The organism is Rhizomicrobium sp., assembly GCA_037200985.1.
Classification (GTDB): Bacteria; Pseudomonadota; Alphaproteobacteria; order Micropepsales; family Micropepsaceae; genus Rhizomicrobium.
The window spans coordinates 4,028,541-4,044,039 of record JBBCGJ010000001.1 but is presented as its reverse complement, the minus strand read 5'-3'; the positions used below and the strand labels follow the sequence as shown (position 1 = coordinate 4,044,039).

21 protein-coding genes are annotated in these 15,499 nt (G+C 67.5%); 9 read left to right on the top strand and 12 right to left on the bottom strand.

All coding sequences use genetic code 11. The annotated features are described in order from the left end of the window. Window positions 1-37: 37 nt before the first annotated feature. Window positions 38-385, bottom strand: coding sequence for a hypothetical protein (locus WDN01_20085; protein MEJ0028333.1), 348 nt, complete (start codon window positions 383-385; stop codon window positions 38-40). A 12-nt stretch (window positions 386-397) separates the two neighbouring features. Next, the gene (locus WDN01_20080; protein MEJ0028332.1) at window positions 398-1,267 is read right to left on the bottom strand and encodes a ParA family protein; all 870 of its coding nucleotides are present in this window, start codon (window positions 1,265-1,267) and stop codon (window positions 398-400) included. A 141-nt stretch (window positions 1,268-1,408) separates the two neighbouring features. Between WDN01_20080 and WDN01_20075 the strand changes: the two genes are divergently transcribed. Further along, entirely contained in the window at window positions 1,409-2,371 is a 963-nt protein-coding gene (locus WDN01_20075; GenBank protein MEJ0028331.1) for a TraB/GumN family protein, read from the top strand. Here the strand turns inward: WDN01_20075 and WDN01_20070 are convergent. From WDN01_20070 to WDN01_20055, 4 genes are all read right to left on the bottom strand, one after another. Further along, entirely contained in the window at window positions 2,368-2,994 is a 627-nt protein-coding gene (locus WDN01_20070) for a CoA transferase subunit B (protein ID MEJ0028330.1), read from the bottom strand. The genes WDN01_20075 and WDN01_20070 overlap by 4 nt on opposite strands. Window positions 2,995-3,253: 259 nt before the next feature. Continuing rightward, window positions 3,254-3,352 carry a DUF433 domain-containing protein gene (locus tag WDN01_20065; GenBank protein MEJ0028329.1) on the bottom strand — a complete coding sequence of 33 codons (99 nt, stop codon included), beginning with the start codon at window positions 3,350-3,352 and terminating at the stop codon, window positions 3,254-3,256. Between the two features lie 46 nt (window positions 3,353-3,398). Further along, complete coding sequence (locus tag WDN01_20060) at window positions 3,399-4,103, bottom strand: CoA transferase subunit A (GenBank protein ID MEJ0028328.1); 705 nt, start codon at window positions 4,101-4,103, stop codon at window positions 3,399-3,401. 58 nt (window positions 4,104-4,161) lie between these two features. After that, window positions 4,162-6,213 (bottom strand): TonB-dependent receptor, encoded by a 2,052-nt coding sequence (locus tag WDN01_20055; GenBank protein ID MEJ0028327.1) that lies wholly within the window; start codon window positions 6,211-6,213, stop codon window positions 4,162-4,164. Between the two features lie 225 nt (window positions 6,214-6,438). Between WDN01_20055 and WDN01_20050 the strand changes: the two genes are divergently transcribed. From WDN01_20050 to WDN01_20030, 5 genes are read left to right on the top strand one after another with little or no spacing between them, the layout of a single operon-like run. After that, on the top strand, window positions 6,439-6,639 hold the full coding sequence (locus WDN01_20050; protein MEJ0028326.1) for a hypothetical protein: 201 nt from the start codon (window positions 6,439-6,441) through the stop codon (window positions 6,637-6,639). A gap of 59 nt (window positions 6,640-6,698) precedes the next feature. Then, window positions 6,699-7,355: a TetR/AcrR family transcriptional regulator gene (locus tag WDN01_20045; protein MEJ0028325.1), complete on the top strand. Its 657-nt coding sequence runs from the start codon at window positions 6,699-6,701 to the stop codon at window positions 7,353-7,355. Beyond that, the gene (locus WDN01_20040) at window positions 7,352-8,335 is read left to right on the top strand and encodes a nitronate monooxygenase family protein (GenBank protein ID MEJ0028324.1); all 984 of its coding nucleotides are present in this window, start codon (window positions 7,352-7,354) and stop codon (window positions 8,333-8,335) included. Before WDN01_20045 ends, WDN01_20040 begins: the two co-directional genes overlap by 4 nt. Window positions 8,336-8,337: 2 nt before the next feature. Then, window positions 8,338-9,201, top strand: a complete 864-nt coding sequence (locus tag WDN01_20035) for an alpha/beta hydrolase-fold protein (protein MEJ0028323.1) — start codon at window positions 8,338-8,340, stop codon at window positions 9,199-9,201. A 38-nt stretch (window positions 9,202-9,239) separates the two neighbouring features. Beyond that, window positions 9,240-10,025, top strand: a complete 786-nt coding sequence (locus WDN01_20030) for a DUF72 domain-containing protein (GenBank protein MEJ0028322.1) — start codon at window positions 9,240-9,242, stop codon at window positions 10,023-10,025. A gap of 3 nt (window positions 10,026-10,028) precedes the next feature. Here WDN01_20030 and WDN01_20025 read toward each other — a convergent pair whose 3' ends face one another. Both WDN01_20025 and WDN01_20020 read right to left on the bottom strand, forming a co-directional pair. Next, on the bottom strand, window positions 10,029-10,478 hold the full coding sequence (locus tag WDN01_20025; protein ID MEJ0028321.1) for a nuclear transport factor 2 family protein: 450 nt from the start codon (window positions 10,476-10,478) through the stop codon (window positions 10,029-10,031). Between the two features lie 104 nt (window positions 10,479-10,582). Further along, the gene (locus WDN01_20020) at window positions 10,583-10,801 is read right to left on the bottom strand and encodes a hypothetical protein (GenBank protein MEJ0028320.1); all 219 of its coding nucleotides are present in this window, start codon (window positions 10,799-10,801) and stop codon (window positions 10,583-10,585) included. Between the two features lie 315 nt (window positions 10,802-11,116). Here WDN01_20020 and WDN01_20015 point away from each other — a divergent pair, with 315 nt between their 5' ends. Continuing rightward, complete coding sequence (locus tag WDN01_20015) at window positions 11,117-11,368, top strand: hypothetical protein (protein MEJ0028319.1); 252 nt, start codon at window positions 11,117-11,119, stop codon at window positions 11,366-11,368. 206 nt (window positions 11,369-11,574) lie between these two features. Further along, complete coding sequence (locus WDN01_20010; protein MEJ0028318.1) at window positions 11,575-11,778, top strand: cold-shock protein; 204 nt, start codon at window positions 11,575-11,577, stop codon at window positions 11,776-11,778. A gap of 66 nt (window positions 11,779-11,844) precedes the next feature. Here WDN01_20010 and WDN01_20005 read toward each other — a convergent pair whose 3' ends face one another. Further along, window positions 11,845-12,183, bottom strand: a complete 339-nt coding sequence (locus tag WDN01_20005; GenBank protein MEJ0028317.1) for a hypothetical protein — start codon at window positions 12,181-12,183, stop codon at window positions 11,845-11,847. Window positions 12,184-12,274: 91 nt separating this feature from the next. On the opposite strand from WDN01_20005, the gene WDN01_20000 reads away from it, so the two are divergent. Next, the gene (locus tag WDN01_20000) at window positions 12,275-13,750 is read left to right on the top strand and encodes an MATE family efflux transporter (protein ID MEJ0028316.1); all 1,476 of its coding nucleotides are present in this window, start codon (window positions 12,275-12,277) and stop codon (window positions 13,748-13,750) included. On the opposite strand, the gene WDN01_19995 is transcribed toward WDN01_20000, so the two are convergent. From WDN01_19995 to WDN01_19985, 3 genes are all read right to left on the bottom strand, one after another. Further along, window positions 13,747-14,469 carry a hypothetical protein gene (locus WDN01_19995; protein MEJ0028315.1) on the bottom strand — a complete coding sequence of 241 codons (723 nt, stop codon included), beginning with the start codon at window positions 14,467-14,469 and terminating at the stop codon, window positions 13,747-13,749. The genes WDN01_20000 and WDN01_19995 overlap by 4 nt on opposite strands. A 76-nt stretch (window positions 14,470-14,545) precedes the next feature. Then, window positions 14,546-14,968, bottom strand: a complete 423-nt coding sequence (locus WDN01_19990; GenBank protein ID MEJ0028314.1) for a hypothetical protein — start codon at window positions 14,966-14,968, stop codon at window positions 14,546-14,548. Between the two features lie 80 nt (window positions 14,969-15,048). Continuing rightward, window positions 15,049-15,405, bottom strand: coding sequence for a ClpX C4-type zinc finger protein (locus WDN01_19985; protein MEJ0028313.1), 357 nt, complete (start codon window positions 15,403-15,405; stop codon window positions 15,049-15,051). Window positions 15,406-15,499 lie beyond the last annotated feature (94 nt).

Sequence of the window (15,499 nt, the reverse complement as noted above, 5' to 3'; positions counted from 1 at the left end):
CCCATGGCGCCTACCCTCCCTCAAGGGGAGGGTCGACTCACGGGCAGCCGTCCTGGCAGGGCATCGCCATGCAGCCGCAGCCGCCATATTCGCGCTTCAGGCGGTCCAGATGCGCGTCAAGCGCGGTGCGCAGAACCTGGTGGCGCGTCATGCCCTTCTTCACCGCGGCTATGCCGAGCTTTTCGTATTCTGTCGGCGACAGCGTCACCATCATGCGGTGCGGCCGGTCCACCGGTGGCGGCGGAGGCGGGGCCGGCATGTCGGGCTTCGGCGCCGGCGGCGGCTCGCGCGTCCAGAAGAGCGACGGCTTGGGCGCGGACGGCGCGGCATCGCCCTTGCGCGCAAAGAGGTTCGAGGTCAAGGGCGCGAAACGCTGCGTGCTCAAAGTCGGTTGCTCCTATTGCGGGCGGTCGGCGGCGCGGCGGCCGAACGGATGGACGCGGCGGTCGACGCCGCCGAACGGCGTGACATTGCCGCGGCGCTCGGGAACGAAGCGGCGCTCCGGCAAGGGCGGCGGCGCCAGGTCTTCCATCGCCGGCGGCACCTCGGGCTCTATCGAGAGGGATTTGTCGTCGCCGAGCGCGGAGAGCGCATCGGTGGCGAAATGGATGGGGCGCACCTCGGGCAGGAACGCCAGGTCGCCGGTCAGCCGCGCCAGGCGCTCCTGGATGTAGAGCCACAGATCGCGCACCTCCTTCGTCGATTGCGATTTGGGAACGACCTCGCCCACGGTGCGCCCGTCGACCATGGAGGCGGCGAAATCGACGCGGTGATGCAGCGTCACCGGCGCGACCGTGCCGTGCTGCGACAGCGCGACGGCGGCCTCGCCGGTGATGCGGGCGCGCGGCGTCGCCCCGTTCACCACGAAGATCACAGGCTTGCCGTGGCGCTCGGCGATGTCGACGGTGGCGCCGACGGCGCGCAGATCGTGCGGGCTCGGCCGCGTCGGCACGGCGACCAGATCGGCATGCGCGACGACCTGGGAGATCGAGGCGGTGACGGCCGGCGGCGTGTCGATGACCGCGAGGCGGATGCCGCTCGCCTTCATCTGGCCGAGCGCGTCGCCGAGATCCCGCAGCCCGACTTTGGCGAAGTGCGGCGTCGAGGATTGGCGGGCGTTCCACCAATGCGACAGCGAGCCCTGCGGATCGGTGTCGATCAGGGCGACGGGGCCGACGCCCGCGGCCTCGGCCTCGACCGCCAGATGGCCCGACAGCGTGGTCTTGCCCGAGCCGCCCTTCTGGGAGGCCAATACCAGAACGTGCATCCCGCCCCTTTCGCCGGACCCACCGGCCAGATGTGCTAACCTTCATCATCGGCGCGAGGCGTTACGGTGCGTTGAAAAGGCGGCCGTGCAATTGACTCGGTTTCGCGAAGAGTTTTCATCGAATTCTCGATCGGAGCAGGCATGCGTTTCTCGCGATTTCGTCCCCTGGCCCTGGCCGGGCTCGTCGCGCTGACGGCAGCGGCGCCGGTGCCCGACGCGCCGCCGACCCGGGACTGGTCCAATGTCGAGACGGTGGTCGTGACGCCCGAGGCGGCGGGCCCGGCGCTGTGGCACATCGCGACGCCGACCGCCGAGGTCTGGATCCTACCGACCGTTTCGCCGGTGCCAAAGGACCTCGTATGGGACGGCAAGTTCGTCTCCGGCGAGATCAAGGGCTCGAAGGTTCTGCTGCTGCCGCCGCGCGCGACGCTCGGCGTGTTCGAGGGCCTGTGGTTCTGGATGACCGGCATGGACAAGCTCGAGCAGCCGGACGGCGTCGAACTGGAAACGACCCTGCCGGAGCCGCTGAAGGGCCGCTTCGTCGCGACGCGCACGCGCATCGGCGAGGACGCCGACCGCTATGCGAAGTTTCTCGGCGGCGTCGCGGCGCTCCGGCTGGAGGGCGATTATTTCAGCTATGCCAAACTGACGCCGAACGGGCCGCAGAAGACGGTGGAGAACATCGCCTCGCATGCCGGCGTGCCGGTGCGCACGACCGCGACCTATCCGGCGATGGACGTGATCCGCGACGTGCCGAAGATGACGCCGGCGGCGCATCTGGCCTGCCTCGATTTCGCGCTGACGGACATCGACACGGCCACCGCGCATGCGGCGGCCGCGGCGCAGGCCTGGGCGGTCGGCGACCTGGCGGGGATGAAGGCGCATTATTTCGAGACGCGCCTCGACGATTGCCTGCAGCAGAATTCGGCCTATCGCGCGCTGCGCGAGACCGCCAACCGCGACATGACGAACGCGATCCTGACCGCGCTGAAGACGCCGGGCAAGACCTTCGCGGTGATGCCGATGGGCTTCTTCCTGCGCAAGGGCGGCGTGCTGGAGCGGCTGGAGGCCGCCGGACTGACGGTCAGCGGGCCGGGAAGTTAAACCAGCTTCGCCTGCGTCTTGGCGGTGACTTCGTCGCCCGTCACGCCGGGCGCCAGTTCCATCAGCTTGAGGCCGCCGGGGACGACGTCGAAGACGCCGAGATTGGTGATGATGCGATGGACGCAGGCCTTGCCGGTCAGGGGCAGCGTACAGGCCTTCAGGAGCTTGGAATTGCCGGCCTTGTCGGTGTGATCCATCGTCACGACGCAGCGCTTGACGCCGGCGACCAGATCCATCGCGCCGCCCATGCCCTTCACCAGCTTGCCCGGCACCATCCAGTTCGCCAGATCGCCGGTCTCCGAGACTTCCATCGCGCCGAGGATCGACAAGTCGATATGGCCGCCGCGGATCATCGCGAAGCTGTCGGCGGAGGAGAAATAGGAGGTGCGGTCGAGCTCGGTGATGGTCTGCTTGCCGGCATTGATGAGATCGGGATCGACCTCGTTCTCGGTCGGGAACGGCCCCATGCCGAGCATGCCGTTCTCCGACTGCAGCGTGACGTCCATGCCCTCGGGGATGTAGTTCGCCACCAGGGTCGGGATGCCGATGCCGAGATTGACATAGAACCCGTCGCGCAATTCGCGCGCCGCAATCTTTGCGAGATCGTCACGTGTCCAGGGCATGGGCGTCTCCTAAGGTTCGTAAACCCGCGTTCGGACCTGATGAGGTTCGATCACGATGAAGCGACTATCGATGCCGTCGCCCAGCTCGGCGAAGTACGCAGCACAATCTCCGTACGGCGAGGAAGACCGAGGCCGTTCCAGCCGCATCAGCATGACGGCCGGAGGCCGCGTCTCCGCGCGCTCGGCGATCAGGCCGAAATCCCGATCGTTCGCCAGAAGGACGCGGCCTCCATCCTGCGCGAGGCTGAATACCGTCCCGTCATCGATGCTGCTCCACCATGATCCGCGTGCCGCGGATGATGGGCTTGCCGACCATGATCTTGGGGCCGGAGTTGATGCGCTTGAGCAGCGCGTTCATGGCATCGTCCTTTCCGCCCGACTATAGCGCATAAACACCCGGCTCGTCAGGCGGTCTGCCTTACCGTGCGCTTCTCGATCCGCTTTTCGTAGTTGGCGCCCTCGACGATGCGCTGGACGAAAATGCCGGGGGTATGGATCGTGTCGGGGTCGAGCGCGCCGACCGGGACCAGCTCCTCGACCTCCGCCACCGTCACCTTGCCGGCGGTCGCCATCATCGGGTTGAAGTTGCGCGCCGTCTTGCGGAAGACGAGATTGCCCTGCGCGTCGCCCTTCCATGCCTTGACGATGGACAGATCGGCGACGAGGCCGGTCTCCAGGACATAGGTCACACCGCCGAAATCCTTGTGCTCCTTGCCCTCGGCGATCAGCGTGCCGACGCCGGTCTTGGTGTAGAAGCCGGGGATGCCCGCGCCGCCGGCGCGGATGCGCTCGGCCAGCGTGCCTTGCGGATTGAATTCGAGCTCCAGCTCGCCCGCGAGATATTGCCGCTCGAAGGTCGCGTTCTCGCCGACATAAGAGGAGATCATCTTCTTGATCTGGCGGGTCTGCAGCAAAAGGCCGAGGCCGAACTCGTCGACCCCCGCATTGTTGGAGATCACCGTCAGGTCCTTCACGCCGGAGTCCACCAGCGCGGCGATCAGCTTCTCGGGAATGCCGCAGAGGCCGAAGCCGCCGGACATGATCGTCATGCCGTCGAACAGAAGGCCGTCGAGCGCGGCCTTGGCGTCGGGATGGATTTTTTTCTTCATGGCGGACCCGGCAGAGAGCGGCGGCGACTATAGCGCGGGCCCGCGCGGCGCGCGCGCGTCATTCCGTCCAGGAAACGCCCACCCGCAACACGCGGGGCGACGCGAAATTCGTGACGAAGTCCGCGCTCTCCGTCGTGGCGACGCGGGCGTTCAGCAGGTTGTCCCCCGCGAGATAGGCGGAAAGCCCTTCCCAGAGGCGATAGGAGATGCGGGCATCGACCGTCGTGGCCGGCGCCAGCGCCAGCGTGTTCTGGTCGTCGGCGAAGCGCGTGCTCTCGTGACGGATGTCGGCGGTTACGGTCAGCCGTTCCAAGGGCTCGGCCCGGATGCCGGCGGTCAGGGTGAAGCGCGGCGCCTGGGCCGGGCGCTTGCCGGTGAGCTGGGCCGCGGCCGTCCCGCCCTGGACGCGGGCGTCGACATAATCGAAGGCGGCGTTGAGGCCGAGCCAGTCGCGCACCCGCCAATGCGCTTCGGACTCGATGCCATAGGCGTCGATATTGCCGGCGTTCTGGCGCTGGATGAGAAGGCCGCCGGCCGGCACGGCGCCGAGGCCGGGCACGGTCACCGGGCCGCGCGCGACGGTGACGTTGGTGATGGCGCCGTGAAGCTGGTTGTAGAAGCCGGCCACGTTCCAATCGAAGCGCTCCGCCGTCTGGCCGACGCCGATCTCGGCGCCGTAGAGCTTCTCCGGCGCGAGGCCGGGATTGGCTTCGGTGAGATTGCTGCCGAGCCGGAACGGGCGATAGAGCTCGTTGAGCGTCGGGGCGCGGAAGCCACCATAGGCGGCGGAGCGGATGAAGAGACCGTCGCCCAGGTCCTGGCGCAGGCCGAACCGTGCCGTCGGCACGACGCCGCTTTTCGAAGGCGTGCGCTGGTTCACCGTCACGGCGCCGGTCGCGAGCGTGGTCTGGATCAGATGGCCGCCGGTCGAGGCCCATCGGTCGGCGCGGATGCCGGCGGTCAGCAGCAGGCCGTCGAAGCGGGCCGCGGTCTCGACATAGACGCCGCCGACGAAGGTGCGGCCGCCGCTGATGCGCCCCTGGCTGAACACGCCGGCGACCGGCTGGAAATGCTCCTTCGACTCGCCCTGCGTGAAGCGCGCATCGCCGCCGATTTCCCAATCGATCACGGACCAGGCGCCGCGCAGCGCCGCGTTGAAGCCCCAGCCGAGCGCTGGCGTCGAGAACTGGTCGTTCGAAAGCGTGGTGCCGCTGCGGCCGGGCTGGATGACCGTGGCGGAGGTGTTCGAGAAGCCAGAATTGCGCATCCAGGCCTGCAGGCGATAGCCCAGATCGCCGTCGCTCTCGGGATGCGCCAGGGTCAGGCTCGCGGTGACGCCGTCGGCGGAGGAGCGCGAGCCGACCAGGCCGGAATCGCGGTTCTCGCCATAGGCGCCGAGGCGCAGGGACAGCAGCGTGTCGGTCCAGGGCATGGTTTCCGCGCGCAGCGAGACGTTGCGGGCGTGATAGGTGACGGCATCGTCGGCGGGGCCGCGCTGGGCCGGATCGACCGGGATCCAGCCGTCGCTGTCCTCGTCGGAGGCGCTGGCGAACAGCGTGACCGGTCCGATCGCGGTGCCGCCCGCGGCGGCGAGGCGCTTGCCGTTCAACTGCGCCAGCGAGGCATCGCCCGCCACCAATCCGTCGCCGCGCTGCTCGCTGAGCGCGACCACGCCGGTCAGCGCCCCGGCGCCATAAGGGCCGGCACCGGCGCCGCGCACGATCTCGGCCCCGCCGATGTCTTCGGGCGGCAGCGAGGACCAGATCACCCAGCCGCCGAACGGATCGTTCTGCGGCACTCCATCGAGCGTCACCAGGGCACGGCCGGCGCCGGAGGGCGCGATGGAGCGCAGCGACAGGCCCTGGGTCGTCGGGTTGGCCGAGAGGCTGGAGTCGCGGCGGAACAGCGACAGGCCGGGCACCTGGCCCAGCGCACGGTCGAGTTCCGTCGCGCCGCGGATATCGGCGGCCCCCAGCGTCACCACCGAGAATGCCGCGTTGCCGACCGGATCGGGCGGGCTGGCCGTCACCACGACGGTTTCGACCCCGGCCGAGGCGCCGGTGGCCGCGAGGCAGAAAACGGCGGCAAGCGGGAAGGAGCGCAAGTTCATGTCGCAGGTTACGATGATTGTCGCGCGGCGATAAACCGTGCGCGGCGCCGGCCCCGGCGGCATGCGCGCCGGAACCCGCTTATCCCGATTTCCCCATTTTGACTAGCGACGAAGACATTCGGCTCACCCTAATCGCACTTGGAGCCGAGCCGAGTCCCTTCCAGATCAGCGCGGCCTTCTTCATTCTGCTACGCGGTGAACCACCAGACTGGGCCGGGGGGCCGCGTGTTGGCAGCGAACGCACCAGACGAAGAGGAAGTCCGCCGGACGGCCTTGCTGTTGGCCGAGGGATTTCCGCAGGACGCGCTTCGCATCGCCGACGCCTTGGCCCACGACAATCGCAGCACCGGCGATCTGTTGCGCGCCGAACTTTGGACGCGGGTTGCGATCCTGATCGCCGAAGTGCTGCGCCACTCGCTTTCCTGAACGGTCTTGACTCGCGGCGGCCGTCCCGTACAGGGTACGCGTACATCGTACGAGACTCTATGCCGCGCGAGCTTTCCAGCGAAGATTTCGAGGCCGTCCGCGCCAGGATCGGCCAGGCGGCGGCGGCGCTTTACGCGACCGGCGGCGTCCACGCGATCACGATGCGCGATATCGCCAAGAAGCTGGGCCGCAGCCCGATGGGCCTCTACCGCTATTTCGCCGACCGCGAGGAGATCCTGGCCTTCGTGCGCGCCGATGCGTTCGACCGTTTTTCCGATGCGCTGGAGGGCGCTTTCGCGTCCGGCGGCGACGGCTTCGCGCGGGCCCGCGCCGTGGGCCGCGCCTATCTCGATTTCGCGCTCGCCCATCCCAACGCCTACCGGCTGATGTTCGACCTCGATCCGCCGGACGAAGCCCGGCATCCCGATCTGCGCCGCGCCGGCAAACGTGCCGGCGAGACGGTGACGCGGCATGTGAAGGACCTTGTCGCCGCCGGCATCGTGCAGGGCGATCCCAAGGTCATCGGCAACGCGCTGTGGGCGGCGTCGCATGGCGTCATCGTGCTGCATCTCGCCGGGCGCCTGCCGGCCGGGATGAAGGTCGAGGACCTCTATTTCGAGACCATGCGGCTCACCTTCCGCGGCGCGCGCACCCCCGCGACGCGCACCAGGACGCCGCGCTTCAAATCGCAACCGCAACCGGAGAAAATCCCATGACTCTCAAAGGCGCATTGGCCAAAAAGCTGTCCGTGCCGGTGATCGGCTCGCCGCTGTTCATCATCTCGGGCCCCGAACTGGTGCTGGCGCAGTGCAAGGCCGGCATCATCGGCTCGTTCCCGTCGCTGAACGCGCGGCCGCTCTCGATGCTCGACGAATGGCTGGCGCGCATCACCGAGGAACTGGCGGCGTGGGACCGGGCGCATCCGGAAAGCCCGTCGGCGCCGTTCGCCGTCAACCAGATCGTGCACAAGTCGAACGACCGGCTGGAGCAGGACCTGGCGCTCTGCGTGAAGTACAAGGCGCCGGTCGTGATCACCTCGCTTGGCGCGCGCGAGGACGTCTTTGCCGCGGTGCATTCCTATGGCGGCGTCGTGATGCACGACATCATCAACAACCGCTTCGCCCACAAGGCGGTCGAGAAGGGCGCCGACGGCATCATTGCGGTGGCGGCGGGCGCCGGCGGCCATGCCGGCACGCTGTCACCCTTCGCGCTGGTCGAGGAAATCCGCGAATGGTTCGACGGACCGCTCGCGCTGTCGGGCGCGATCTCCACGGGGCGCGCGGTGCTGGCGGCGCAGGCGCTGGGCGCGGATTTCGCCTATATCGGCTCGGCCTTCATCGCGACCGAGGAGGCCAATGCGCAGGAGGCCTATAAGGCGATGATCGCGCGGTCGGCGGGCGACGACATCGTCTACACCAACCTGTTCACCGGCGTGCACGGCAATTATCTGCGCCCGTCGATCGTCGCGGCGGGGATGGACCCGGACAATCTGCCGGTCAGCGATCCCTCCAAGATGAATTTCGGCTCGGGCGGGAGCAGCAAGGCGAAAGCCTGGAAGGACATCTGGGGCTGCGGGCAGGGCATCGGCCGGGTAAAGGCGGTCGTCCCCGCCGGCGAACTGGTGGCGCGGCTCAAGCGCGAATACGACGACACGAAGGCGAAACTCGGCGCGCGCCTGGCGGTGGCGGCGGAGTGACGGTGCTGAAAGATCCGGCGCCGACGGTCATCCGCGGCGCCGAGAGCTTCGCGCTCGCCGCGCGCGGGATCGACCAGATTTTCCAGATCGACGTTCTCGCGCCGCCCGCCGAGGCGGATCGCAAGCTGCCGGTCATCTACCTGCTCGACAGCAGTTCCGGCTTCGGCATGGCGGCGCAGATCGTGGACTTGCTGCGGTCCGGCGGTGCCCTGCCGCCGGCGATCCTGGTCGGCATCGGCTATCCGGCGGAATTCGACGCGGCGCGCATCGGCCAGCTTCGCCTGCGCGAGTTCACGCCGACCGACGACCCCGCCTATCGCGGCATGGTGGCCGGCACGGCGAACGCGGTACCGGCCGATCTGCCGCTTGGCGGCGCGGCGGCGTTTCTAACTTTCCTCCAGGACGAGGTGAAGCCGCTGATCGAAGAACGCTATCCGGTCGATACCGACGACCAGACGCTCGCCGGCATGTCGCTGGGCGGCTTGTTCGCGCTCCACACGCTGTTCGACTCACCCAGGAATTTCCAGCGCTATGTCGTCGCCAGCCCATCGATCTGGTGGAACGGCCGCGCGATCCTGGAGCAGGAATCCGCCAGCGCGGCGCGCGGCGGCGAGCCGGCCGTCAATCTCTTCCTCTCGGTCGGCGGATTGGAAGAGGCCGAGCACGGCGCGGCGCGCATGGTATCGAATGTCTACGAGCTGGATGCGCGCCTGCGCCGGCGGCGCTACCGCAAGCTTCGGCTGGCGCTGGAGGTGTTCGCGGGCGAGACGCATCATTCGGTCTATCCCGCGGCGCTGTCGCGCGGCCTGCGCACCGTGTTCGGCACGATGCCGGGCTTCGCCGATTGGGCGACGCCGCCGAGATAGACTAAGCTCGCACGCGGTTCGAGGCGGGCGACGACGACATGATCCGGGCAGGCATCGGCGGGTGGAATTTCGAGCCGTGGCGCGGCGTGTTCTTCCCGAAAGGCACGTCCAAGGCCAAGGAGCTCGCCTATGCCAGCCGCCAGCTTTCGAGCATCGAGGTCAACGGCACCTTCTATTCGACCTTCAAGCCGCCGACCTTCAAGAAATGGCATGACGAGACGCCGGAGGATTTCGTCTTCTCGCTGAAGGCGAACCGCTTCGCGACCAACCGCAAGGTGCTGGGCGAGGCGGGGCCTTCCATCGCGCGCTTCCTCGAAAGCGGCGTGTCGGAACTGAAGCACAAGCTCGGACCGATCCTGTGGCAGTTCATGCATACGAAGAAATTCGATCCGGCGGATTTCGAGGCCTTCCTCGCGCTCCTGCCGAAGAGCATCGACGGCGTCGCGCTGCGCCACGCGGTCGAGCCCCGGCACGAGAGCTTCAAGACGGGGGATTTCGTCGCCCTGGCGCGCAAATACGGCGCGGCGATCGTGTTCGCGGATGCCAAAAAGTTTCCTACGATCGCCGACGCGACGGCCGACTTCGTCTATTGCCGGCTGCAGGAATCGCAGGAAAAGATCGAGACCGGCTACAGCCCCGCCGCGATCAAGGACTGGGTCGCCGCCGCGAAGGCCTGGGAGGCGGGCGGCGCGCCCAAGGGCATGACGCTGCTCGCCAAGGCACCGGCGAAAAAGAAGCGCGACGTCTTCGTCTATTTCATCGCCGGCGCGAAGGTGCGCAATCCGGCCGCGGCGGCGGCGTTCCTGAAGGCGGCGAAGGCGTAGACGCTATTTCACAGTCCACGACCAGCCGGCGATCTTCCATTTGCCGTCGATCTTCTGCATCGCGAAGGTCATGATGCCGGGCTCGCGCACCGGCTTGCCGGCGCGCTTGAACGTGAAGTTCGCGGGAAACACGGCGTAGCCGCGATCGCCCTCGACCAGGACATGGGTCGGCTTGGCGAGCACCATGAAGGGTTCCGTCATCTGCTCCGCCTTGGCATAGACGCCGTAATCGGCCCCCCATTGCGCGAAGGCGTCGGCGCCCGACCAGACATGCGGCGAGAACTCGTCGACGATGGACGGCGATGCCGTGTAGAAGGCGGCGGCGCCCGGAAAATCGTTCTTGTTGAGCGTGTCGTTATAGGCGTTGACGGCGGCGGCGAGATCGCCCTGGTCCGACGCTGCCGCCGGCGCGGCGGCGAGGAGCGCCGCGGCGAAGATCATTGCACGGATCATGACGGTGTCTCCGGACGATGCGCCGGTGACTTTATGAGCATTTCGCGCCGCCGCAAGGGGCGGCGAAACGGGCGCGGCCCAGCCGCCGCGCCCGCCCGTCGCGTTCAGTACCAGCCGCGATGAAAGCGGTGGTGACGGCGATGGTGCCAGCGATGATCGTGGCGGTTGCCGCGGTCGAAGCGATCGTTGTCGCGGTGATCGCCGCGAAAGCTGGCATTGTTCCGGTCGTGGTCGCGCGCGCTGGCGGGCGCGATGGACGCCGCGCCGGCGACGCCGATGATGGCGGCGACGATCGCGGTCTTGAGCAGTCTGGCCTTGGTCATGTCGTTCTCCTTGAGTGCATCGAGACGGCGACACTGATCCCTTCGAAATGAACGGCGTCCGCGCGCCGCCGTTCATGTCCCAGACATCTTCGCCGGCGGCCTGCGAAAATCGGGCGGCCCGGTAGCCAAAAAAAGCGCGCCAAACGGCGCGCCGGCGCGGAAATGCTGCGTACACGCATGAATATTTCCGCACCGCAGCGCAGCATTTTCGGCTATAATCGCATTCGCGGACCCGCGCTTCGGCGCCGGCCCACCGCAGAGCCCCTGCCCGCCTCCTGGGCGGACCCGGACCCCGCGTCAGCAGAGGAGCCCGTCATGTCCGAACCGATCCGAGATCTGGGCCGCCGCAAGACCGGCGCGACCTTCACCGCGTCCGAGGCCCGCGACGCGCTGGTGAAGAAGGAATTGGAGGCCGAGCGCCAGGCGTTCGAGGTCAAGACCGCCAAGCTGCGCGCGCTGCGACTCGCCAAGGAGGCGGCGGACGCGGCGCAGGCGATCAAGCTGGCGGCCGAAGCGCCGCCCAAGAAAACCGCGGCGGCGAAGAAGAAGACCGAAAAGACCGCGTAGCAAGGAACCCGGCCGAGAGATTGACTGCTCTCCGGTTTGGGATAGCCTTTGCGCGCGTGGACGGCGTCCCGTCAGAGAAAGCGCTCGACTGTTACCGTTTCCTTCCGCTGGACGAGACAGCCTCCCTTCCTCTCCCCGATGGCCGTTTTTCGTCCCATGGCGGCATGAGGCCGGTGTGGAAACTTCGTGAGCAGGACGACTGAGACATGACGATCGGAACCGTGAAGTTCTTCAACACAGCAAAGGGCTATGGCTTCATCGCGCCGGAAGGCGGCGGCAAGGACGTGTTCGTCCACGCCACCGCCGTGGAGGCGGCGGGCCTGCGCAGTCTCAATGAGGGGCAGAAAGTGTCCTTCGACGTGCAGCCCGATGCGCGCGGCGCCAAGGCCGTGAACCTGAAGGCGGTCTGACGAGCGGCCACGCTTTCAATGGAACGGCCGGCGGACCTCCGCCGGCCGTTTCGTTTCGGGGCCGCGCTATTTGCGGCAGGCCATGTCGGCGTCGAGCGCCATGCCGGATTGCGGATAGTCGGCGGTTATCTCGCGAAAATGCGTGGTCGAGCCGACGTCGTAGATGCGCACCAGCAGCTCGACCTTGAAGTTCTTCGTGCAGTCGACCGCGTAGTATTGCGGCACGGCATCCTTGCACATCTTGACCGCGTAGTAGGTGAGCCCGTCGGGCTTGGTCGTGACGCTGTCCTTGTCGAAGCACATGGGATAGCCGCCGCCATTGTCGCGGGTGTGCTGCCAACTCTCGGCGCGGGCCGAGGTCGCGGCAAGGAGGACGGCGGCGCAAATCAGGAACGCAGGACGCATGGGCGCGGGCTCTTCGAGGTCGGCGACGATCAAGGATTATAGCGAGCCCCGCGATTTGCCAAAGACCCCGCGAATGGCCGAAAATGACGGCATGTCTTCCGACAAGGATCAGTCGCCGCCGGCGCGACCCGCCGCCTATATGCCCGGCGGGCGCGGCATCGGAGGCCGTGCCTTCGATCCGAGACTGCTCGAGGGCTCGATCTCGCGGTCCCTGTTCCTGCTCGCCGTCCCGATCACGGGCGGCAGCCTCCTGCAGATCGCCTATCAGCTCGTGGATGCGTTCTGGGTGGGACGGCTGGGCGCGACGGCGGTCGCCGCCGTGTCGGTGTCGCTGCCGTTCTGGTTCCTGATGATGGCGATCGGCATGGGCTTCACCATCGCCGGCTCGACCCTGATCGCGCAATATGTCGGGGCGCGCAACCGCGCCATGGTCGACCATGTCGCCGGTCAGACGCTTTTGACGGTGGTCGCCGTATCGGCGGTTCTCGGCCTGCTCGGCTTCGTGGCCGCGCCCTACCTGCTGGAACTGATGGAGGTGGCGCCCGACGTCTACCACGCCGCGCTCGGCTTTCTGCGGGTGCAGTTCATCGGCCTGCCGCTCGCCTTCGTCTTCTTCTGCTTCCAGTCGCAGATGCGCGGCATGGGCCAGGTGACGGTGCCGCTCTATCTCACGGCCGGAACGGTGTTCGTCAATTTCGTGCTCGATCCGGTGTTCATCTTCTGGATGGGCTGGGGCGTGATGGGCGCGGCGCTGGCGACCGTGATCAGCCAGACGATCGCGGCGGCGGCGGCCATCGTGCTGCTGGTCCAGGGCCGCTACGGCATCCAGCTCAGGATCCGCGAGCTCAGGCCCGATTTCGCGTTCATCAAGCGCGCGGTCAACCTCGGCTATCCGGCGGCGATCGAGGGCTCCGCCCGCGGCCTCGGCGTGACGGTGATGATGTTCCTCATCACCAGCTTCGGCACGGTGACGACGGCGGCCTATGGCGTCGGCGGCAACATGCTGCAATTTGCGGTCATCCCGGCGATGGGCTTCTCCATGGCGACCTCGACGCTGGTCGGCCAGAACATCGGCGCCGGGAACATCAAGCGCGCCGAAGCCGTGGCGCGGCTCGCGACGTTGATCACCTTCTCGGTGCTCACGGCCTTCGGGCTGTTCGCCTTCGCCTTCGCCAACCACATCGCGGCGTTCTTCGTGCCGCACGACAAGGCCGTGGTCCACGAGGCGAGCGTGTTCATCCGCACCGTGTCGTGGAGCTTCGGCTTCATCGGCGTCCAGTTCGCGCTGATGGGCGTGCTGCGCGCCAGCGGCAACATGTTCGCGGCGATGACGATCAGCCTGGTATCGCAGTGGATGCTGACCTTCCCGCTCGCCTTCGTGCTGTCGCACCGCGCCCATCTGGGCGCGCACGGCATCTGGTGGGCGTTCCCGGTCGCCAATGTGATCACGGCGGTCATGAGCTTCCTGTGGTTCTCCCGCGGCGACTGGAAGAAGCGGCGCATCATCGACGGCCTGACCGAGGCGGAGGTCGAGGCCGAAGAGGTCAGCGAACAGGTGGTCGTCTAGCGGCCGGCGAACAGCGGCAGGATCAGGGGCGCCGCGAAGTTGATCGCCACCAGCGCCAAGACGACGACACCGGACATTTTCAGTCGTCGGATTTCCTGGGACTTGTATTGTTCGACGGCCTCGGCCGCGAGCGCCTCGCGTTTGCGCACCAGCTCCTCGGTGGCTTGCCGGGCCTGGTCCTTGATGGCCTCGTTGCGCGCCTCTTCGCTCTTGCTCACGCCGACGAGGATGGCCCAGCCGCCGGCGATCACGACGATGCTGATGCCGACGGGCCCCATCAGGGCCAGGCCCGCGGCGGCGGCGGACTGACCCGCGAGCGTGCCGCCGAGGATCGCGAGGATACCGACGCCGGCGACCGCGGATTCGGCGCCGGAAGGGCCGGTCATCTGCGGCGCAACGGGGCCGAGATCGCCGTGCAGCGCCGCGGCGTAGTAGCTTTTGGAGACGAGCACGACGCTCGTCCAATAAAGCCATGCCAGCCCGGCGCACAGGATCGCGATATAGGACAGCGACATCGCCCAGTCCGGGAGATGGGACGGCCATGGCAACTGCGTCCGCAACAGCCCGCTCCATTCCTTCGAAAGGCCGAACAGGATTCCGCGCGCATGGGTGAGATCGTGGACGGCGCTGACGACCGCGAGCGGAATGGTGATCATCGCCCAGATCTGCACGGCGATCGACACCAGGCCGTGACCGGCCGTCAATATCCTGCCGAACATGATCGCCCCCGCGTGTCCGCAGGGCAGATATTCAGCGCCGTTCGCGGCGCGTCAACCGATCAGCGGTTCGAGACGGCTATTCGTTCGCCTGGAAATCGGGAAAGCGCAGCACGATGCGCTTCTGCGCGCCCGTGCCCAGGGTGAACGCCGCCGTCACGGGCTTGGCCTGCGAGCCGTTGATCGTGGCGCTGACGCGGTAGGCGCCGGGCGTGCCCTTCACCAGGACCCAGGGGCCGGCGCAGTTGATGTCGGCGACGGCGCTGGCGCCGCTCGTCAGCGTCACATGCGCGCCGGACAGATATTGCGCGCCGCCATTCGAGAACTCGATGCGGATCGGATAGGAGGACCATTGCGGATCGTCCTTGGCCGAGCCGACGCCGGTGCAGGCGGCCTGGACGCCGCCGAAGGAGACCGGCGTGTCCATCGCCATGGGCTGGGGCATGGCGGGCGCGGTCACGGCCTGGGCGAGCAGAATCGCGGCGGCGGGAAACATCATCATGGAATCCTCCTGCAGATCGCCGGCAAGGATGGGCGACTCGCATGGCAGAAACGTTGCGGCCGATCAATTGTTCCGGCGGCTCAGGAGAACCGCTCCCAGGCCGCCTGACGCGAGACCTTGAGCGCGGCGCCGATATCGGCCCAGCTCACCTCGCGCCGGCGCAAGATGTCGACGGTTTCCTGGACGCGGTCGCGGATGCGCTGCAGCACCGAATCGGCGGCGCCGAGATAGGTCAGCAATTGCGCGGTCTCGACGGTGGACGGCCAGTCGATCCTCGCCTCGGGATCGGCGGCGGGCGATTCCGCGACGATCCTGGCGCAAAGCGCAGTGCATTCGTCGCAGATGAAGATGCCGGGACCGGCGATCAGCTTTTTCACGTCGTGCTGGGACTTGGCGCAGAACGAGCAGAACAGGAGGGGGGTGGGCTTCGCGGTCATCGGACCCTCTGTCAAGGAGACCCTGACAGTCAAGATCACCCTGACAGTTTTGTCAAGCTCTCCTTGACGTTGGCGCGCGGTGCGAAAGTTGTAT